Below are 21,187 nucleotides of genomic sequence, written 5' to 3'. Positions count from 1 at the left end.
TTTGACAAAATCATCAAAAAGCCGTATATTAATTTTTAACGAAATAATTGTGCGAAATATAATGGAGAGTGATCTTAGGTGGCAATCATCAGTGCAATCTTAGTCGCGCTTGTAGCGGTAGAACATGTATATATTTTGATACTGGAAATGTTTATGTGGACGACGCCACGGGCACAAAAAGCATTTGGAATCACAAAGCAGTTTGCGAAAGAATCCAAGTCTTTGGCCGCCAACCAAGGACTATACAACGGTTTCTTGGCAGCAGGTCTACTATGGGGCTTGATTCATCCCAATGCCGTAATCGGGCAACAGCTTCAATTATTTTTTCTCGGTTGCGTTCTCGTTGCCGCTATCTTTGGGGGCGCGACGGCGAAGAGATCGATCCTCATCGTTCAGGGAATCCCGGCCTTGCTCGCGATGATAGCTGTGCTAATGGCACAGTAACAGGGGCTCCATGAATCTACGACAGAGGGGAAGATAACCACATGAGCAGTATTCCTCTGCTTGTTAATCATCAGCGGGATTTCTTTGCAAGCGGGAAGACGCGGCCGCTGGGCGCGCGATTGGATCGGCTTAAGGCGCTTCGCGAGACTATCCGGAAATTCGAACAACCGCTGCTGGATGCGCTTAAGCAGGATCTGAACAAATCCGAATTCGAGGCTTATGCCACGGAGATCGGACTCGTCTATAAGGAAATCAGCCATACGCTCAAACAGTTGAGACGTTGGATGAAGCCGAAGCGGATACGTACGCCCCTGACGCATTGGGGCAGCAAAAGCTACGTCATTCCTGAGCCGTACGGAGTGACTCTCATTATCGCGCCATGGAATTATCCGGCGCAGCTGGCGCTCGTACCTTTGATTGGAGCGGTTGCCGCGGGGAATACCGTTGTGCTGAAACCGTCTGAACTTGCTCCGCACGTATCGGAGGTATTGGCAACAATCTTGGAGGAAGCCTTCGAGCCGGGATGGGCAACGACGGTCCTTGGGGGCGTCGAGGAGAGCACGGAGCTTTTAGCGCAGAATCTGGATTACATTTTTTTCACGGGCAGTGTTGCCGTCGGTCGAATCGTTATGACTGCAGCCGCGAAGCAGCTTACGCCCGTTACGCTGGAGCTCGGCGGCAAAAGCCCGTGCATCGTCCACAACGATGCAAATTTGAAGCTCGCCGCAAGGCGGATCGCTTTTGGCAAGTATACAAATGCCGGACAGACCTGCGTCGCCCCGGATTATGTTTATGTGCACCGCGAGGTAAAACAAGCTTTTGTGGCGCATTTGAAGCAGGCTGTGGAAGAAATGTTCGGGGTAGAACCGCTGCTTAATCCGGATTACGTTCATATCATCAGCGGGAAGCATTATGAGCGGCTTGCAAGCTTTCTTTCGGATGGACGGGCGCTTATCGGCGGAATGACAGATCTGGCGCAGCGTGCGATCGCACCAACGGTTCTGGAAGGTATCGATTGGAACTCGCCCGTCATGCAGGAGGAAATATTCGGCCCCGTCTTACCGTTATTGGAGTATGGCGACATCGAGGAAGTGATTGCCGCCGTGTCGGCAAGACCCAAGCCGTTGGCCCTCTATCTGTTCAGCGAAAGCCGCGAGCTGCAGCAGCAGGTCGTCGACCGGGTTTCTTTCGGCGGCGGCTGCATGAACGATACGCTGATGCATTTCGGTTCGCCTTATTTGCCGATCGGCGGCGTTGGCGAGAGCGGCATCGGCCGTTATCACGGCGAAAGCTCGTTCTTCACCTTCTCGCATCAGAAGAGCCTGCTGCTCCAGACCACTTTGTTCGATATACCGTTCCGTTATCCAACGTCCCGATGGGGCCGTAAGCTTGTCCGTAAGCTGCTGCGGTGAACCGTCCAATCTTCGCGCCAGTAGAACAGCAATATGACTATCGGTACATGTTAGTAGAAAATCAATCCTAATCATCACGCGGCGGCGAATTGTGGTTTTGCCATAACCACGGTTCGCCGTGTTTTGTCACTAGTTTGAATCTCAAGCCACTTCTTTCCGCTTATTTTTCAATCTTCCCAGCAGCAGCACGCCTGCTACGAGTAAGATACTAAGCAGCCATGTGAGGAGCGGATTTCGTATGAAGAAGTTTTTTAAGAAGGGCTCGTCTACGATCATCTTCGATGCGGTCCACGCTAAAACGCCTGATCCGGCATAGATGATAACCGGGAATCGTTCTACCCATTTCAAGATTAAGGTGCTCCCCCATACAACGATCGGTACGCTAATGATTAACCCCAGTACTACCATAACAAAGTCGCCATGTGCGGCACCAGCCACTGCAAGTACATTATCCAGCCCCATAACGGTATCCGCGATGATGATCGTTCGGACAGCAGCCCATAGAGTTGCGGCTGACTGTACATCATGCTTCTTTTCCTCGACCAAAAGCTTATACGCTATCCATACAAGCATTACCCCGCCGATGAGCAGTAATCCTGGAATCTTAAGCAGCCAAACTACAGCCATGGTAAGGAGGGATCGGATAACGATCGCACCGAAAGTTCCCCAGAAGATGACCTTCTTCTGCTGTCCCTTCGGCAAATTCCTTGCCGACAACCCTATTACGATAGCATTATCACCGGCCAGGACCAAGTCGATAATCACTATAGCTAACAATGCAGACCAGAAATCTGGAGTAAAAAAGTACATGATAGTAACGCTCCTTATTCACAAGTTAAATCTATAATTCCCCATCGGCAGCAAATTATAGCTATTGGAGCTTGCATCAATTGCTCTTCAACCCTGCTGAAGCAATCGGGCCATGAAGGGCGATCTGCGTCATGATGAGGCCCATTTGATAAGGCGTTTGTTTCATACCGGATTCAAGCCAATGCATGAGCATGCCGAAATTAGCGGAAGACATATAGGCGATGAGGTAATCTCGCGGAATGAGAAAGTTATCTTCTGCCGGTTGTAAATAGCTGAGCTTATTGAAGATATGGGTGGCCATGAAATTTCTGAACCGAATCGCATAAGATAGATCGCCTTTAGGCCCGAACATCACCTTAAGAAAATCAGCGTGACGGGCAATCTCTTCGAAGATCATTACCGATATCGGATACGGCTTGCCTGTATTCGCATTTTTTATGACCTCGTTAATGTCAAGCTGAAGGATGCATTTCTCGATGTTAACGAACACCTCTTCCTTGATCTGCTCCAACATGTCGGGGACATCCCGGTAATGCAAATAGAAGGTACCCCGATTAATATCCGCGCGGGTCGCTATATCTGTTACGGTAACGCCATCAGTACCCTTCTCCTCGATGAGCTCCATGAGTGCTTTATTCAGAAGCTGCTTCGTTCGAGCTTGTCTTCGATCCATTTTTTCCGACATAAGGTCACCTCGTTATAGAAATATTGGCCGATAATATACAATTTGCCGTAAGTGTGATGATTAATCAACATTACAGGCCGAAGGTGATTATTGTATTCTCCGCTGCTCCAATTATAATAAACATTGTGATCGCTAATCAACATGATGTTCATTAATAAAAATAGAAATGGGTGGAGAACTATGGCTATTTTTAAGCAAAAAATGCTGTGGATGGGAATTGTGCTTGTTTTTGTCGTATTGATTGTGTTCGGCGCGGCGATGATGGGGACGGTTCTCGGAGCAAAACCGAAGGATATTCCTGTCGCGTTAGTCATGCTGGATCAAGCGGCAAAATTGCCGGCTGGGGGCGCAATTGAGGCAGGAAAGATGATGCAGGAGAAATTGACAGCGAATACGCAGCTCCCCATTAAATGGATAACGGTCGGGTCCGAAGAAGAGGCTCGGATAGGACTCGACAAGCATGAATATTATGGTGCGCTGGTGCTGCCGGCGGATCTTAGTAACGGCTTACTGTCGCTTGCAACTCCGGCGCCCAAGCCGGCTACGGTGCAAATTATCGTGAATGAGGGGATGAGTGCGCAGGCTTCGACGGCTGTGAAACAAATCCTGGGTCAGGTCATGAAAGGCGTCAGTTTGGAGCTTTCGAAGCAGCTGCTGGGTCAGATCGGGCAACAAACGGGGCAGGTTCCGGTTGGGGCGGCTCAAGCTTTATTAACGCCTCTTGTTGTCCAAGAAGAGACTGTACACCCGGTTGGTATTAATAACGCGAGCGGGAATGCACCTGGCTTGCTTACGCAGACCATTTGGATCGGGAGCTTGGTTATCGGAATGATCTTGTTCCTGACCACCCAGAAAACGATAGCCGCGGGAGCTCGGAGGTGGACGGTTATTGTCAGCCAGACAGTTGCTGGGCTTGTGGTCATAGGCTTAGCATCGGGATTTCTGGTTTGGATGGCAACTTCATGGTATGGGATGGAGCTTATGCAAGCCGATGATACGTGGTTATTCTTATGGCTAGCCGGCTGCGCGTTCTTCCTTCTGCAGTCCGCCTTGCTTAACTGGATCGGGCTTCCGGCAATGGGGATCCTTGTCCTGCTTATGTTCTTCTCGATGCCGGTGATGAATATGGCACCCGAGTTCTTATCGCAAGCAACGCAGGATTGGCTCTATTCCTGGACACCGTTTCGATTTGTGGCAACGGGCTTGCGAGAGGTCATGTATTTCGGCGGACTGGATTCGGTCAGTACAAATGCCTCTGTTTTATGGTCAATCGCTGGAGGGTGCCTTGCAGTATTATTGGCTTCCAGCCTGAAAAAGGGCAAAGCAGCAAAAGAAAAAGGCGCAGTTGCGCCAGTGTAAAGCCCCAAAAGAGCAAAACCGTTCCCGACCGTGTGGTTAGGAACGGTTTTTTTATTCCCCGCTGGCGGCACGCGCCTGCTCGATCTGTTCGCGCCTCTCCTGCCGCTCTTCTTCCTTCATCAGCGGGCAGTTGAAGCACTTCCGGCCCTCCTCGCGGCGGTAATACATGCAGCAGGACGAGCGGATAATGATCCGCTTCCCCTCTTCGTAGGGGCTGGGGATATAACGGGGCTCGTGATCGAAAGGGTTCTTCGTGCGACCGAACACGTCCGGCGAGAACCGGTGAGCCAGCAGATCATAGTCGCGCAGGAACTGCTCGCGAACAGATGCTTCGGGCTCGTTATCCGTGATGTAATCACGGTAATACACCATGCGGGCGCCGTACTGGTTCCAGATGAGATCAGGTTTGACTTTGGCTTGCACGGCTATCGCGTCAATGACAGGGCCGATTGTGTTATGGACGAAGGCTTTCCATTCGCCCTCAATGAACGCATCTCTCCCTTCCGACGGGACTTGCTTCCAAGCAACCTGTGTAAGTTTAAACCCTGCGTGGGTATGGTCATTATGATTCTCGAGCTCAAACACGAGGTTGTTCAAAGACAGGTCCAGCACCCGATTATACCGGACAATAAAGAGTTGAAACGTCAAGCAAAGATTGAAGATTGTGATTCCTGTGTGGGAGGCGGGATAAGACAAGTCTGTGGCTTGCAGCAAAATTTGGCCGCGCCGCAGCACATCGAGAATGATTTCAGGATTCAGCAGCTCATGGCCGGGCACTGAGAGAATAGGTGCTTTCATCCCTCTCGGTGAAATGCGAAAATTGGCTTCTACCCATGAAAAGTCTATTTGTTCTTCCACTTCTTTTCCCTCCGTATGTCAAATGTCGTTGAATATCTCATCTTTGCAAACAACAATAATGATAATCATTATCACTTTATACGCTAACAAGATCATAAAATAAAGGAATCATGCTGTCAAATCGTTTACGCTTACTTAACTGGAAGGCCTTTAATCGCCTTGGATGTACTGCAAATGCTGCTGCGGGTATGGGGTTTTGATGTGGCGGATATCCTGCTCAATGTGTTTGAAGCGAGTGTGGCTTATATTATGTATACGATTGTAAGACGGAAGTTTGTTACCCGCTTTATAGTGGAGGGTATAAAAACAGGTCATTTTCCTCAATATATAGCCGATGCAGGGAATTCGCTTTTATTGAAGGAGGCAGGCAACACGATGACTCACCAAGATTCAAGTTGGCAATCGCAAAACCCCGTATCCTCAGCGCAAAATTCGGTAGACAACGTGCATAATGCCGTTTCTCACGCGATGACGCATCCGACGCCGCAGACGATTCAAGAGGCACAGAATGCCATTACGCAAGCGGAAAGAGCGATCGCACAGGCAAAGGCTCATCACGATCAGCCAGCTGTACAACAAGCGCAGGATTCTTTGAACCAAGAGAAGTCGAGACTCCAGAGCATCCAGTAAACGTGCAAATAGCCCTGATCCTTTCGAAGGATAAGGGCTATTTTGTCAATTCTCCGTTATTTACGGTAGAGCGCGTAACCCGGATCTTCAGGTACTTCGATGGCAATGATGCGCACACCATGCTCAATGTCGGCTTGCAGTTTAAGAAGTTGGCCTGCTTCAGCGGCCTTAACAACAGCGAAGTCCTTATGCGATAAAGCCTGGGTCTCAGCAGCCACGGCAGCAGAACCTTGTCCCCGAATAACGAGCAAAGCGAGAAGACGGCTAGGATCCAGCTTATAGCTGAAATCGGCGCCAGGCTGGAGTGTCCAGTCATACATATTAACATCCGTATCCAAATGGATAGGAGCACCATCGCCGATAACGGTCTTTACCGTTGCGCCGCCATCGCTGCTGCTTGGGAACGCTTCATGATCGTATTGATTGTAAGTGGCAGGCTGCTTCATCGTCTCGTTCAGGTTCGGCTCGAACCAGATTTGCAGCCCTTCGCTTCCGACCTTTCGGAACGCTTCCGAATGATATACGCCGGAACCCGCTTGAATGACTTGGGCGCCGCCGTTTGTCACAGTTTGAAGCGAGCCTAAGGAATCTCGGTGCTCGACAAGACCTTCAATGACATAAGTCAGAATCTCGAATGCCTTATGCGGGTGCATCGGGATCTCGGCTACGTCCGTTGACTTGCCCCAAGCCCAATAGAAAAGTGAGCCTACGCGGTCAACGGCGGTTTTCTCACCGGGAAAGCTTATTGGGCGCTGCTCGACAAATTTTCCGCCATCAAAATTGCCTACGCCTTGTTGTTCTTCGGCAAATATTTGAATGTTCATTGGAATTCCCCCTTATATTAACTTCTTAAAAATATATTACTAACTTTATGTAAGTTATTATAAAGAGGTTTTCTCCGGATGTCAAAGCTGTTATTTTGCCAGTACTCCTTAGGAGTGAATCACATATTGAAGGTACCAGTCCTCGATGACCGAATTAGGCTTGGTCCCGAATTCTTCATTGAGGATGACGCATAGACTGGCGTACTGTCTTTGAACCGATGCGTAGTCGCCTTGAGCATGGTACAGTTTCATCAATGCCCAATAGCTTTCTTCAGCGTAAGGAAAAGCTTGCTGGATCCGGTAGCAGAGGGAGAGAGCCTCTGCATACATGCCGGAAGCCGCCATAAAGTCTGCCACGCTGGCGGCGTGCTGGAACCAAAGCGCCCTCAGCCGCTCTCTTTCGCTCTCCGCCCAAATGTAGTCATAGTCCGCGAAGTAATCGCCGCGATACAGATCGAGCAGTTGCTTATGCTTGGATAACGTGCCCGGCTCAAGAGCCGGCAGCTCCCGCAGGCCATTCTCCCATTCCTCGACGTCAAGTCGGACATTCTTAAGATCAAGCGTATAGCCTTTATCCAAACTTTGTACCTCAATACTGCTTCCCATCGTCTGGAGCGTTTTGCGTATCTGATAGATCGCTGTATAAAGCTGCGTTAAGCCTTTCTTCTGATCGGACTCCGGCCAGAGCAGCTCCAGCAGCGTGTCTTTCCTAACGGGTTGATGGTTCCGATGAACCAGATAGGCGAATAGTTCCTGGGCTTTGGCCGTCCGCCACGACATAAATTCAGGATGTCCCGCGGCATCGAACTGAAGCGATTGAAAACATCTTAGTAGAGGGGCTGGAACATCCGCCAGCTTGCTCATTTTGCAATCATAGTTTTTCTTTAAACGTTCTACTGTTAACCGAAGGCGATCAACATTTGAAGGCTTTAACAAGTAATCGATGGCGTTTAATTCAAAAGCTTTAACGGCGTAGGCATCATAGGCGGTAACGAATACGATGTCCAGCTGCGGCAAGCAGCTGTGAAGCTTTTCCGCTGCTTCAATGCCTGATATGACAGGCATATCGATATCCATAAAGATGACATCCGGTTTCAACTTCAAGGCATTCTCCACGGCAAGTTCAGAATGGATATACGTGCCGATAATATCGACGCCGCCCACTTTCAACAACTGTATTTCCAAAGCTTTAATAGCTAAAGGTTCATCGTCAACGATGATAGCTCTCATCTCTCATAACCTCCTTTAAAGGGAGACAAATTGTGACGGTAGTCCCTTGATCCCGCACACTGTAAACATCTCTCTCCTGATTGTATACTTTATCCGACATTCCACATTTCATAATCCTAGTCAGTGGCCGCTGCCGCTTATGGATAGTATCGTTGTTACTAGATCATACGAACTATATATCGGTAATAAGGAGTGAAAATTTCATATTGCTGGAAATTTCATTTTTTGTTCAGATGCATATGGTTAACTGATTTAATATGTCTACTCAATGGTTGATGAAGCCGTTCACACTTATCAAAGGCAGGAACCTCCGATGATAAAGAGAGCAATCCCGATCGTATTGATTTTGCTTGGGATGATGATTTTTTTATACCCGACGATCAATGACCGCTATGAGAGCTACCGGCAGCAGCAAATATTGGAGCAGTGGCAGGAAACCCTACGGGATATCGATCTGGAAGCGCCCGAAACGATAGCAGCGCAGGGGGATATTCCATTTCCCGTCAAAGAAAGCAGCGAGACGCTCCCGCCTATCCAGCCAAAGCCTCTAAGCGCAGAGCCGTCTTCGACGCCGTCTGTAGGGACTATCGGGGGATCCATCGAGGGAGTTTTGGTCATCGACAAGATTAATCTGAAGCTCCCAATACTAACGGATGCAACGACGAAGAACTTGAAACTATCCGTTGCCAGTATTGCTAATACAGGTAAAGCGGGTGCTGTCGGCAACTACGCCATCGCAGGACATAGAAATCTGACCTATGGAAAAAATTTTAACAGGCTGGATGAAGTCGATGTCGGCGATTGGATCGAAGTGGATGCGGGGAATGCGCATTATTTGTATCAAGTGCAGGATAAGCAATATGTCCTCCCTGAGGATGTCTGGGTTTTGGAAGGCAACGGCAAGGATCGTGAGATAACTTTGATCACCTGCCACCCTATGGAAAATCCGACGCATCGGATTGTTGTCAAGGGGAAGTTACTAGAACACAAAGAATAAACTAGTCAAATTGATAGGTATATGCTACTATAGTCATATCAATCATATTTCCGGTGCTTTCCACCGACAAAGGCAAATCTAGCGAAAGCTAGAGACGCAAAGCTACAGGGCCTTCCTTAGTTTCCATGCTAAGATGGCAGCCAGATACCGAAAGGGGAGTTTTTTGTGTTCAAAAAAGCGATGATATTAACGTTAATCGCAGCAGTCCTACTAATAGTTGCACCCAAAGGGAGCTATGCGGCAAACGCTTTATCCGTCATCGATAAAAGTTTAATGGATAAGGGAATTATTACCGTTAATTATAAAAGCGCCAAAGCAGCCAAGGCTATCGTGCGTATTGCCAAAGACGACAGCAAGTACGACTATCATCTGGTGACAGGCGCACATTACCCGTTGCAACTGGGGGACGGCAAGTACAGCGTTTTGGTCGCGGAGGCTGCCGGCAATAACAAATACAAAGTGGTTGCACAAGACACGATGTATGTGAAACTGGCAAACAAAGAAGAAGTATTCTTGCAATCGATCCAGCTCATTAACTGGGACGATAAAACAAAGGCGGTCATCGAGTCAAAGCAATTAACGCAAAATGATGAAACCGACATGGATAAAATCGCATCCATTTATGCCTACGTGACCCAAAATATCAAGTACGATTATGAGAAAGCTCAAACTGTAGAGGCCGACTACATCCCGGATCTGGATGCCGTTTACGAATCGGAGGAAGGCATTTGTTATGACTATGCGTCAGTTTTTGCCGCGATGGCAAGAAGCGAAGGCATTCCAACTCGGTTGGTTATGGGCTATTCAGCGGAAGTTCCGGATACCTATCATGCGTGGAATCAGGTTTACTTGCAAGGCAGCGACAAATGGGTGACTATTGATACTACTTACGATGCCGTCCGCATACAAGCGGGAGAAGAAACGCCTATGATTAAAGACGAGGCTGACTACAAGATTTCCAAAATTTATTAAAATAACAGGACTGTTCTGCAAGCGGAACAATTTGCTGACAAGAGAACCTTCATCTGAATCGGATGCGGGTTCTTTTTGTTTTTGTTCAGATTTCGTTCAGTTCCATATTCTAAAATACAAAATGTGACTTTTTTGATGGTTTAAACCAATAAACAGGAGTAGAGGTGTTTGAAGGAATGTTGAAGAAAAAGACAAGCGCTTTGCTGGTTGCGCTTTTGATTTTTATGCAAGGCGTATATAGTTTTGGTTTTTTGATGCCGGCACAAGCGGCCACGATTTCAAGTAATATCATCGACAGCGTGACCATGGCTGTATATGACAGTTCGGGCAGCGTCGTCACGGACAGCGTTTATACACAAGGTTCCAAGGTGCAGTTGGATTATACGTGGTCTTTGCCGAACAACCATGGTTACCATAATGGGGATACCTTTACATTTACGCTTCCGCAGCAATTTTTGCTTTTCAATGACATCAGCGGTCTCCTTCAGTTTGGGAACGAAGATGTAGGAACTTTTAGCGTTAATAAAAATAATCACCAAGTTACGATGACTTTTAATAATTACATGGAAACTCATGATAATGTGAAAGGGATCTTGACGTTCAAGACCCAATTCGACACCCAGACAATAACGGGAAGTACGACTCAAATTATCAAAATTCCTATTAGCAGCGGGGAACAAATCTTTACGCTTAACTTCAAGCCTAACGTCACTTCTACAATAAGCAAAAGCGGCGTACCGCAAGGGTTTAATGCGAAGAACATCAATTGGACAGTTGATGTAAATAAGGCGCTGGATTCCGTTCAGAACGCAGTAGTCACTGACCCGATCCCTACAGGGCTGGACGTTCCGGTTACTGTCGCTGTCTATAATCTGGATATGAATTTGAACGGTACTGCCACTCAGGGAACATTAGTTGATGCCAGCAAGTACAGCGTGAGTACGACTGGCAATATATTGAAAGTGAGTTTTTCGGACAGTCCGATACAATCAGCCTACCGGATTCAATATACGACGCCGGTTACAGATGCTGACAAAACTTCCTTTATTAACACAGCTACGTTTGAAGGCAGCAATAAAGCTCCCGTCAACGCTACTGCAACCGTTGCTGTGCAGCATGGCACCGCCCTGGATAAAACCTCCACTGGCTATAACTCCAGCACGCAAACCATCGATTGGGCCATTAAGTACAATTACAATGAAAAGAGCATTGCGCAAGGCGTAGCCTTCCTAACGGATTTGTTTAACGATTCGGAAGAACTCGTTGCAGGATCCATTCATGTGTATCCGGTTACGTTGAATTCGACCGGAGCCGAATCGTTGGGCAGTGAGTTGCCCGGCGCTCAGTATACGGTAAGTGCAGCAACAGGAACCAACCAAAACGGATTCAAGTTGCAATTCAATAATCCGATTTCATCCGCATACAAAATTACGTACCAAACCAAGGCGATTGGGCGTGTTATCGACAATGCCACGATTTCGAACAAAGTCACTTCCGGCAGCGGGAATACCGATACGGCCACTCGAGGCATAAACCAAGTGGTCATTGTCAAGAGTTTGGGAACAGTCGACTACAATGCCAAGACGGTAGCGTGGAATATTGCCGTTAACGGTGACAGCCAAACGATGAACAACGTTGTGTTGACAGATGTGTTCCCGAATAAGGGTCTTCACCTCATTCCGGCAACATTGACTGTAAAAGAGGGCGCAACGGCGATGGATCCGACTGATTTCACACCGGACTATCCCGCGATCGATCAAGGATTTAAAATAACTTTCAACAGGCCGCTAACCGGCCCAGTAACCATTAGCTACACAACCGAATTCAATAATGACTGGATTAGTCCTGTCGGCAGCACCACCGATTTTAATAATAATGTGAAAATAGACTGGGTCGATAGCTCTTCAAACCCACAAACCAAAACCGTAACTTCGACGTTTACCCCTAGAAACGAAGTGAAGAATAACGGATTTAAGAATGGCTCTTATAACGCAAGCACCAAACAGCTGACATGGACGATAGGCGTCAACTACAATAGTAAAACGCTTGCTGGGGCGAAGGTTGAGGATGTTCTAGAGTCCGGTCAACAATTGGTCGCCAATTCTCTGTCTGTGTATAACATGACGATTCCTGCGAACGGCAATCCGTCTCAAGGAACGGTGATAGATAGCGCAAATTATACGTACACGGTCGAAAGCGGCAATAAACTGGTTGTGACATTCGCAAATCCTATTTCTTCTCCTTATTACATTGTCTTTAAAACAAGTCTGGACAGTCAGCTGATCGGAGATAAAGTAAATAACACGGCAACATTATTTGACGGTTCTTCTCCGGTTTCCAACAACCTGACAGCGAGTGTTACTATCCCCAAAGGGGGCGAGTATGTCAATAAAAACGGTGTACAGGACGGAGACAAAATTAACTGGACGATTAATATCAACCGCGGACAATCAACGGTAGCGGAAGCGAAGATTGTGGATACGCCAACCGAAAACCAATTGCTGCTTCCCGGTTCGTTCCATCTGTTTGCCACTACCGTTGCAGCCAATGGCGATGTGACCAAGGGATCCGAATTAACGAAAGGCACGGATTACACGCTTGCCATTAACACCGATGATAACGGCAAACAGACTTTCGAATTGAACTTTCTGCATGAGATTTCAACGGCGTACGTCTTAGAGTATCAATCGTTGATCGTTGCAGCCGATCAAGAGACTGTTTCCAATCAAGTCAGCTTTAGCGGCAACAATGTGACGGTCGTCTCTAAGAATACGACCAAAAGTATCGTAGTCGGCGTCTCAAGCGGATCCGGCACAGGCAGCGGTGTCAGAGGCTCGCTGACGGTCAAGAAAGTGGATTCGGCCGATAGCGGCATACTGCTTAGCGGGGCAACATTTGATTTATACCGGAAGTCAGGCTCCACGCGATCATTGATCAGTACTCTGACAACGGATATGACCGGTACGGTCGTATTCAAGAAGCTATTGGCAGGAGATTATGTTGTAAAAGAAACCGCGGCTCCGTCAGGATATACGCTTGATGCAAGCGAACACCCGGTAACGATTAATTCGACGGCAGGGGTTAATATAAATGTTTCAAATGCGAAGGTGGCGGTGTTACCGCCAGTAACGCCAGTAACGCCGGTGATAACACCAACCCCGGTGATAACACCAACCCCGGTGGTAACGCCAACGCCGACTCCGGTGGTAACGCCAACGCCGACTCCGGTGGTAACACCAACACCGACTCCGTCGGAAGATTCGACGCCAACTCCGACGGCAACGCCGGCGCCGACACCGTCGGCGCAACCATCGGTGAGCCCGTCGGCAACACCAGTACCGACACCGGGCCCGTCGACAACGCCGGCACCGAGTCCGTCGGCAACGCCAGTACCGAGCCCATCGGCGCTGCCGGCGCCTACACCATCGATAGCGCCGACGCCGACGCCGGATGAACGAACAACGGACAAGGACACGCCTATTGACGGCAAAATTGATGTACCGAAGGGGACCATACCGTCTATCGGCAAACAACCGGAGCACGGAAAGGCGACGATCGATCCGGACGGCAACTGGACTTACACGCCAGACCCTGGTTACATCGGGAAAGACACGGTCAATATTGTTTTAAAAGATCCGGACGGCAATGAATCGGAAACATTCATAGATATTGAAGTTCAAGACATTCCTCTCGGAATTGTAACGGCTCAAGCCATACCGGGGCAAACACTTCCGAAGCAAACACTTCCTAAGACAGGGGAAGCCAGTCATTTGTATGTTCAGGTAGCGGGACTAGCATTGATTCTTCTAGGAGTTATCCTGAGAAAAAGAATATGGAAGAAGAAGTAATAGTAAGCCTGCCGGAATTTTCCGGCAGGTTATTTATTTTGATATTCATTCGCCCGTTGGAATCTGCGAGGGATGTAGAATTTTGTTGAAGGAGATGATAGTGCGAATGCAGGCGGCATTGTCCAATCCATCAAATTCGGGTTAATCGCCGCGGCAACTACACAGATGTAACTTTAACGGGATTAACCCGGAGCTAATTTCGAACTCGAAGCCCGCACGGACCTATTCACATGTATTTCCAGTTAACTTGATGCACTCAGACCATAGGCAGTTATTATCGGAACAGCAAACGGGGGAAAGCAGCTTGGGTGAGATTAGGATCAGCAAGCATGTTGACTGAATATCCTTATACCTACTACAATAAGTAGTGTGAGGAGTGTTCACGATGAAAATGCAAAACTTTAAGTTCCAAAGCAGTGGTTTAGGCCGTTTTTTTGGACCGCTTGAGGCCAAGATCATGGAGATTTTGTGGACTGCAGAGTCGGAAATAACCATCAAAGATGTACAACATAAGCTTGATCGGGAGAAAGCTATTTCTTTTAACACGGTTATGACGGTGATGAACCGTCTCGTGGAGAAAGGCATTCTACAGAAACGTTCGCTTATCCGCTCTTTTGTGTACCGTCCGGTTATGACTCGGGAAGCGTTCATGGAAGCTCAGTCCAAAGAGCTGACGTTCGATCTGATTGAAGAATTCGGCTCGCAAGCGGTCGTGCATATGGTGGACGCGCTGGATCAGGTAGATCCTGAGCTGCTGGACCGTCTGGAGCAGAAAATCAAAGAACTCAAAAAGGATAGATAGGACATGTGGGAAACACGATCCAAATGGATACTTTTCGCTTCTCTCGCAACGGCAGGGATCATTTTATTTCAAATGACCTCCTTCGCTTTGCACATGCTGTTCGGAATTCGCCTCTCATTCAATGTGTTTAAAATTTGCCTCGAAATCTTCACTTTTTTGCGGATGCCTTATGTATGCCATATCATTTATGGATTTGTCATTTATACATTCGCCGCGGGTTTCTGGGTCATCGTCAGGCAGATTCTTGTTTCTATTCGATCTACCCGGCGACTGCGCAGCTGCCAAGATGCGGGGCTCACATCCATATACAGCAGTAAATATCGCTTACGTAAACATGAACTGGTTGTCATTCAAAATAAAACCCCTATTGCTCTTACGATGGGGGTGCTCAAACCGCGAATCGTCGTATCTGCCGGTCTTCTTCAGATGCTGGAGCATAGCGAGTTGGATGCTGTCATGGAGCATGAAAAATTTCATTTGCAGCATCGTGACCCGCTTGCGATTTTCCTGTTGTCACTGCTCTCCATCTCAATGTGGTACGTCCCTTTATTTAGATGGGTGCTGGATAAATACAAAATTATGATCGAAATCATGGCAGATCAATATGCTATGTCCAAAATCCCAAGTGCGAAGGATTTAGGCAGCGCTTTGTTAAAAATGCTTAAGCAACAAGGACAGATACCAAAGCGGTCCATCTCTTATGCCTCCTTTGCAGAAACATCGATCAACCTGCGCATCATGCACATCTTAGAACCGCAAACGCAGCTCTCCCTAAGAATGCCGCTCCTGCGCACATTGATTTCGATCGTGGCTGTGCTGTTTCTGGTAACTCTCACTTGAGGGAGAAGCCGAAGGTTAGCGAAATAAGCAGAATATACAAAAAAGGACAGCCAGTTGGTTGTCCTTTTTACTTTATATAAAACGGTTGAAAAGCGAACATATGTTTGATATACTGATAAAGTAAAGTAAATATTTGTAAATCCGCAGGGAAGAAGCTAGAGATGTGTTCTATCCATATTTCAAGAAAGTCTTGCAGCTATTTTAACTCTAGTTCCTCCAGCGTGTACCGATGGTCCCATACGAACTCCATATCATAGTTTGTCGAGTCACGGCTGATGAAGCGTGCAATAGCAGCAATCGTTCCTCCCATAATGATTATGAAAGCAAGTATCCAACCCATCAATTCAAATACTTGATCGACCATAGCAATCCTCCCCCGCAATATTGCCTTTACACCAACATATGCCGCCTGTTTGTGAAACATGTGTGACTATAGGCCGTTCAAGCTGACAGTTAGTTATAGTCGTTCTCTCCTGTTGACATATCCAGCCGAGGGGTGTTAAGATCACCTCTGTAAAGAAGAACATACAACTTTTGGAAAAGGGGGGTTTCGAGATGAATGGAATTGTTATGGATCTAGATCGCAGCGTGCATCGGGATTTTGTTAGCTTGAACCATACAATTTCATATCTAGTAACCCGTCTGTCAGCCGTGAGCCATTGATCGCTTATCACCGGCTGCTGCCGCATCACAACAAATACGCTTATCGAAAGCGCGGGTTACGAAGCAAGTTCGTAACGTGCGCTTTTATGTTTTATAGAGGGCATATCGCTGCGTGCGATGTGCCTTTTTGTGTGTACGGGGATGCCAAAGCTGTCGAGGCCATAGAGCACCATTTTGAGAGGAGTGAATATCTGGATGTTTACCGTATTAAAGAAATTAAGCTGGTTTTTTCGCATGCATTGGAAAAGATACTCCGTCGCCGTAGGCTTGCTGATTATCGTCGGATTCATTGACGTGATTCCGCCGAGGCTGATCGGCTATGCCATTGACGGCATACACATGGGAACGTTAACGGGAAGTAAGCTGTTCCAATTGCTGGCTTTTTGGGGCGCGTTGATTATAGTGGGCTATGCCATGACTTATGTCTGGCTGTATCAGTTGTTTGGCGGTGCATTCGTATTGGAACGCATTCTGCGTTCCAGGCTGATGAGGCATTTGCTGCGTATGACGCCAACGTTCTATGAGCGCAATCGTACAGGGGATCTGATGGCGAGAGCGACCAATGACCTGCAGGCGGTTTCCGCGACAGCTGGGTTCGGGATTCTGACGTTCGTCGATTCTACGCTATTTATGCTGACGATTCTCGGTATGATGGGCTTTTTGATCAGTTGGAAGCTGACGCTTGCCGCGATCTTGCCGCTGCCGATTATGGCTGTTGCGATTACCATCTACGGCAGTCGCATTCATGAAAGGTTCATGAAGGCGCAGGACGCGTTCGGAGAGATGAACGATCGTGTGCTGGAGACTATCGCCGGTGTGCGGGTTATCCGCGCTTATGTGCAGGAGAAAGCTAGTCAAGACGGTTTCAAAACGATGACGGACGATGTCTATCGCAAAAATATCGCCGTCGCGGTGATCGACGCTTTATTCGAACCAACCGTCAAAATCCTTGTCGGTATCTCGTACCTGATCGGATTGTGCTATGGCGGTTACATGGTTTTCCACAGTGAATTGACCTTAGGTGAGCTGGTATCGTTCAACACGTTCCTTGGGATGCTGATCTGGCCTATGTTCGCGATTGGCGAGTTGATGAATATCATGCAGCGCGGCAATGCCTCCCTCGACCGTGTGAATGAAACGCTCGGCTATAAGCCTGATGTACAGGATGCTCCGGATGCGACTACGCTGCTGCTGCCGAACTCGATTGCTTTCAAGAAAGTGACTTTCCGGTACCCGTCTTCATCCATTGATAATTTGGTGAATATCTCCTTTCAGCTGCAGCGCGGTCAGACACTCGGTATCGTCGGAAGAACGGGTAGCGGCAAAACGACGCTGCTCAAGCAGCTGCTGCGGGAATACCCGCTCGGTCAAGGAGCGATTACCGTTTCCGATACACCGATCGAGCAGTTGACCGTCGATACGCTGCATGGCTGGATTGGTTATGTGCCGCAGCAGCCGATTCTTTTCTCCAAAACGGTGAAAGAGAACATCATGTTCGGACGCGGCGAAGGCACAGAAGCCGAGCTGATCCAAGCACTCGAGCTGGCTGCGTTCCGCAAAGACGTTGAATTTCTCCCTGAAGGCTTGGATACGCTGGTCGGTGAAAAAGGCGTCGCCTTATCCGGCGGGCAAAAGCAGCGCGTCTCCATTGCCCGGGCACTCTATGTGAATCCGGAAATTCTCATGCTGGATGATGCACTATCCGCTGTCGATGCGAAGACAGAGGCCGAGATCATCCGCGGCATTCGCAGCGAACGCGCCGGTAAAACAACGCTAATCACCACGCATCGCCTCTCGGCTGTGCAGCATGCCGATTGGATCCTTGTGCTGGATGAAGGCTATATCGTGGAAGAAGGCACGCATGAGCAGCTTCTTGAGCTCGGCGGCTGGTATAAAGAACAATACGACCGTCAACAGCTGGAAGAGCAGGTTGGGGTTTAGGGCTTTCAGAACCGAGAAGGTTGGACGTAATGCGGAGAAGGAGGAACGGAGCGTAGAGATGTGCTACGTGAGTACCGGACTTCCCGGATTCGTTCAAGATTCGATGTCGAGCAAACATCCTGAATAACATCGTTATGAGATAAACTTTTATCGAAGTCTTTCGAGGATGAGCGACCGCGTTTAAATGTAAGTTTATTCGCCAATCAGAATACATTCTGATGTGGTCAAAGTGGACTTTTTAAACTACCTCTACAGAAATGAAGGTGAGAATCCTTGAGACATACGGGCAGACGACTATTCCAATATGCGACATTGTTCAAAAAGCCCCTGCTGATCGCGCTGCTGCTACTAGCCTTAGCGGTAGCAGCAGAGCTTGCGGGACCATTCATCGCGAAGCAGATGATCGATCGCCACATCCTCGGCATTGAGAAGCCGTGGTACGAAACCACGTCGGCGACGCAAACGGATAAGGCCGTACCCCACGACGGCATTTATTATAAGAGAAGCGACAACTTCGCAGCAGGCGAAGCGAAAGGGAAAGAAGTCCGCATTGTGCAAGTGGGCGGCCAGTTCGTTTTCATCGAGCAGCCTATAGCTTTTGACGGGGCCAGGAAGTTGACAGGCGGCAAGCTCACGATCACGCAAGGGACTGAGCAAGCGGAGTACACGGCAAAGAAGCTTAGCATCCAAGAGCTGTATACGTTTTATGAGCCTGAGTTTAACAGCCTGATGAAGCTTGCAGGTCTATATTTGGGGCTGATAATCATTGGAGCCGCGTTTACTTACGGGCAGCGGTACTTGCTTCAAGCAGCGGCGAACCGCATTATTCAGCGCATGCGAACCGATGTTTTTGCTCAGATTCAAAGGCTGCCGATCAACTATTTTGACAATCAGCCTGCGGGTAAAGTCGTATCTCGAATTACGAATGACACCGAGGCCGTACGGGACTTGTATGTACAGGTGTTGGCGAACTTTTTTACCGGCACGATCTATATCGTAGGTATTATTGCGGCGTTGTTCGTCCTGGATTACCGTTTGGCTCTGTTCACGCTGCCGATCATTCCAATGCTCTACGCGTGGATCATTGTGTACCGCAAATTTGCTTCCCGCTATAATCACGAAATACGCGAGCGAATCAGTTCCATCAACGGCATGATCAACGAGTCGATTCAAGGGATGACGATTATTCAAGCGTTCCGCAGGCAAAAAGAAACGATCCAGGAATTCGAACAATTAAATGATGAATACACCAAATATCAGAATAAAATGCTAAGTCTTAACTCCATCACCTCCCACAATTTGATGAATGTGGTACGGAACTTGTTCTTCTTCGGACTGATCTGGTATGTGGGCGGCAGCTCGCTGAACAGCCTTATTACCGTCGGGGTACTGTACGCCTTTGTCGACTATCTCAACCGGATGTTCCACCCGATGGTCGGTATCGTCAACCAGCTGCCGAATTTGGAGCGTGCTATCGTGTCTGCGGACCGCGTGTTCGAATTGCTTGATGAGCAGGGCATTGACGTAGCGAACGGCAAGTCCGAACGGTATCTCGGCAACGTCAAATTCGACCATGTTCGTTTTGCTTATAAAGAAGGGGAGTATGTGCTGAAGGATATTTCCTTTGAGGCGAAGCAGGGGCAGACTGTAGCATTGGTCGGGCATACCGGCTCAGGCAAAAGCTCGATCTTGAACCTGTTGTTCCGCTTCTACGATGTGAACGAAGGCTTGATCACGGTGGACGGCCGTGATGTGCGCGATATGCCCAAACAGCTGCTGCGCCAGCATATGGGCATCGTCCTGCAAGACCCGTTCCTGTTCACAGGGACGATTGCGTCCAACGTCAGCTTGGATGATCCGTCCATCACCCGGGAACGGGTGGAGCAGGCGCTCCGTGATGTGGGCGCAGCGGAGATGTTTGCGAGCTTGCCGCAGGGTATCGATGAGCCTGTGATCGAGAAGGGCAGCACGCTGTCCGCAGGTCAGCGGCAGCTGATTTCATTCGCCCGGGCGCTAGCGTTCGACCCGGCGATTCTCATACTCGATGAGGCGACTGCCAGCATCGATACGGAAACCGAGGCCGTCATTCAGGCCGCGCTTGATGTATTGAAGAAGGGGCGTACCACCTTCATCATTGCCCACCGTTTGTCGACGATTAAGAATGCCGACCAGATTCTTGTGCTCGACCATGGCGAGATTGTCGAGCAAGGGAACCACGATGAGCTGATGCAGCAGCTCGGTCGTTACTACCAGATGTACCAGCTGCAGCAGGGACATCGGGAGACCGCCTCCTCCGCTGAAGCGGAGGCCAAGAGCGGTGTATGATTGCAGACCCAGGCTGCGGAGGTTCAACCGCCCCTGGGTTTACTCGTCCTGAGGCCGAGCTTGTTAATAGGGCTAACGATTATTGGGCAAGGCTATGCTACAATGAATGCGAAAGGCAATCCCTTATTTGAACGGAGGAACTTCATGCGACCAGATACGCTTCGCATTTTAAACTTGCTGCAATTGCTATCTGAAATTGGCATCGGCATCGGATATTTGCTAGGTCTTATACCGTTTGTTTATTTGTGGTCGAGTGCCTGGGTGATTCCACTCGTATTCGTAAGCCTGGTGCTAGCGCTGCTCACCCGTAACGGTACGACCAATATGACGATTATCAACGTGGTGTTGTCATTCTTAAGTTATATTCCTGTCGTAGGCTACGCGTTTCGCGCAGCTGGCATCGTGATTTCTTGGATTAATATTCGTGCGATTACGAACGGAAGAAGTCGGGGTGCTTATTAGCTCGTTGGTTAACTATGGCGCGATTTTCGTTCTTACAGCGAGCCAAAGGCATAAAAGACCTAGCGGAATAAAAACCGCTAGGTCT

At 48.5% G+C, this 21,187-nt stretch carries 18 protein-coding genes and 1 riboswitch; of the genes, 12 read left to right on the top strand and 6 right to left on the bottom strand.

The window, feature by feature from the left end; translation table 11 throughout:
- Positions 1 to 78: 78 nt before the first annotated feature.
- Positions 79 to 444: a DUF1304 domain-containing protein gene (locus tag ICC18_RS17995; protein WP_188175827.1), complete on the top strand. Its 366-nt coding sequence runs from the start codon at positions 79 to 81 to the stop codon at positions 442 to 444.
- A 41-nt stretch (positions 445 to 485) separates the two neighbouring features.
- Positions 486 to 1,856, top strand: coding sequence for an aldehyde dehydrogenase (locus ICC18_RS17990; protein ID WP_188175826.1), 1,371 nt, complete (start codon positions 486 to 488; stop codon positions 1,854 to 1,856).
- A 141-nt stretch (positions 1,857 to 1,997) separates the two neighbouring features.
- Here ICC18_RS17990 and ICC18_RS17985 read toward each other — a convergent pair whose 3' ends face one another.
- Positions 1,998 to 2,666, bottom strand: a complete 669-nt coding sequence (locus ICC18_RS17985) for a TerC family protein (RefSeq protein ID WP_188175825.1) — start codon at positions 2,664 to 2,666, stop codon at positions 1,998 to 2,000.
- 76 nt (positions 2,667 to 2,742) lie between these two features.
- A complete protein-coding gene (locus ICC18_RS17980; RefSeq protein WP_188175824.1) occupies positions 2,743 to 3,351 on the bottom strand; it encodes a TetR/AcrR family transcriptional regulator in 609 nt (202 codons plus the stop codon).
- A 180-nt stretch (positions 3,352 to 3,531) separates the two neighbouring features.
- On the opposite strand from ICC18_RS17980, the gene ICC18_RS17975 reads away from it, so the two are divergent.
- On the top strand, positions 3,532 to 4,710 hold the full coding sequence (locus tag ICC18_RS17975; RefSeq protein ID WP_188175823.1) for a YhgE/Pip domain-containing protein: 1,179 nt from the start codon (positions 3,532 to 3,534) through the stop codon (positions 4,708 to 4,710).
- A gap of 51 nt (positions 4,711 to 4,761) precedes the next feature.
- Here the strand turns inward: ICC18_RS17975 and ICC18_RS34595 are convergent, their stop codons facing one another.
- On the bottom strand, positions 4,762 to 5,568 hold the full coding sequence (locus ICC18_RS34595) for a (2Fe-2S)-binding protein (protein ID WP_188175822.1): 807 nt from the start codon (positions 5,566 to 5,568) through the stop codon (positions 4,762 to 4,764).
- A 159-nt stretch (positions 5,569 to 5,727) separates the two neighbouring features.
- Between ICC18_RS34595 and ICC18_RS33820 the strand changes: the two genes are divergently transcribed.
- Positions 5,728 to 6,198, top strand: coding sequence for a hypothetical protein (locus tag ICC18_RS33820; RefSeq protein WP_223192672.1), 471 nt, complete (start codon positions 5,728 to 5,730; stop codon positions 6,196 to 6,198).
- Positions 6,199 to 6,254: 56 nt separating this feature from the next.
- Here ICC18_RS33820 and ICC18_RS17960 read toward each other — a convergent pair whose 3' ends face one another.
- Both ICC18_RS17960 and ICC18_RS17955 read right to left on the bottom strand, forming a co-directional pair.
- A complete protein-coding gene (locus ICC18_RS17960) occupies positions 6,255 to 7,022 on the bottom strand; it encodes a pirin family protein (RefSeq protein WP_188175821.1) in 768 nt (255 codons plus the stop codon).
- A gap of 108 nt (positions 7,023 to 7,130) precedes the next feature.
- A complete protein-coding gene (locus ICC18_RS17955; protein ID WP_188175820.1) occupies positions 7,131 to 8,252 on the bottom strand; it encodes a response regulator in 1,122 nt (373 codons plus the stop codon).
- A gap of 313 nt (positions 8,253 to 8,565) precedes the next feature.
- On the opposite strand from ICC18_RS17955, the gene ICC18_RS17950 reads away from it, so the two are divergent.
- The 5 genes from ICC18_RS17950 (at position 8,566) to ICC18_RS17930 (ending at position 15,711) form a co-directional block, all read left to right on the top strand.
- A complete protein-coding gene (locus tag ICC18_RS17950) occupies positions 8,566 to 9,249 on the top strand; it encodes a class D sortase (protein ID WP_188175819.1) in 684 nt (227 codons plus the stop codon).
- Between the two features lie 61 nt (positions 9,250 to 9,310).
- A riboswitch (cyclic di-GMP riboswitch) is annotated at positions 9,311 to 9,401 on the top strand.
- Between the two features lie 13 nt (positions 9,402 to 9,414).
- On the top strand, positions 9,415 to 10,221 hold the full coding sequence (locus ICC18_RS34590; RefSeq protein ID WP_312029550.1) for a transglutaminase-like domain-containing protein: 807 nt from the start codon (positions 9,415 to 9,417) through the stop codon (positions 10,219 to 10,221).
- Positions 10,222 to 10,397: 176 nt separating this feature from the next.
- Positions 10,398 to 14,069, top strand: a complete 3,672-nt coding sequence (locus tag ICC18_RS17940) for a collagen binding domain-containing protein (protein WP_188175818.1) — start codon at positions 10,398 to 10,400, stop codon at positions 14,067 to 14,069.
- Positions 14,070 to 14,454: 385 nt separating this feature from the next.
- The gene (locus ICC18_RS17935) at positions 14,455 to 14,871 is read left to right on the top strand and encodes a BlaI/MecI/CopY family transcriptional regulator (RefSeq protein ID WP_188175817.1); all 417 of its coding nucleotides are present in this window, start codon (positions 14,455 to 14,457) and stop codon (positions 14,869 to 14,871) included.
- 3 nt (positions 14,872 to 14,874) lie between these two features.
- The gene (locus ICC18_RS17930; RefSeq protein WP_188175816.1) at positions 14,875 to 15,711 is read left to right on the top strand and encodes a M56 family metallopeptidase; all 837 of its coding nucleotides are present in this window, start codon (positions 14,875 to 14,877) and stop codon (positions 15,709 to 15,711) included.
- 196 nt (positions 15,712 to 15,907) lie between these two features.
- On the opposite strand, the gene ICC18_RS17925 is transcribed toward ICC18_RS17930, so the two are convergent.
- Positions 15,908 to 16,075 carry a hypothetical protein gene (locus ICC18_RS17925; protein ID WP_188175815.1) on the bottom strand — a complete coding sequence of 56 codons (168 nt, stop codon included), beginning with the start codon at positions 16,073 to 16,075 and terminating at the stop codon, positions 15,908 to 15,910.
- Positions 16,076 to 16,569: 494 nt separating this feature from the next.
- On the opposite strand from ICC18_RS17925, the gene ICC18_RS17920 reads away from it, so the two are divergent.
- The 3 genes from ICC18_RS17920 to ICC18_RS17910 all read left to right on the top strand — a co-directional run bounded on the left by ICC18_RS17920 (position 16,570) and on the right by ICC18_RS17910 (position 21,102).
- A complete protein-coding gene (locus tag ICC18_RS17920) occupies positions 16,570 to 18,315 on the top strand; it encodes an ABC transporter ATP-binding protein (RefSeq protein WP_188175814.1) in 1,746 nt (581 codons plus the stop codon).
- Positions 18,316 to 18,588: 273 nt separating this feature from the next.
- The gene (locus ICC18_RS17915; RefSeq protein WP_188175813.1) at positions 18,589 to 20,640 is read left to right on the top strand and encodes an ABC transporter ATP-binding protein; all 2,052 of its coding nucleotides are present in this window, start codon (positions 18,589 to 18,591) and stop codon (positions 20,638 to 20,640) included.
- Between the two features lie 144 nt (positions 20,641 to 20,784).
- Complete coding sequence (locus ICC18_RS17910; protein WP_188175812.1) at positions 20,785 to 21,102, top strand: hypothetical protein; 318 nt, start codon at positions 20,785 to 20,787, stop codon at positions 21,100 to 21,102.
- Positions 21,103 to 21,187: the final 85 nt, after the last annotated feature.

This window comes from Paenibacillus sedimenti, assembly GCF_014534655.1.
Lineage (GTDB): Bacteria > Bacillota > Bacilli > Paenibacillales > NBRC-103111 > Paenibacillus_E > Paenibacillus_E sedimenti.
Note: the sequence above shows the minus strand (reverse complement) of the source record. Positions and strands in the feature narration are given on the sequence as shown.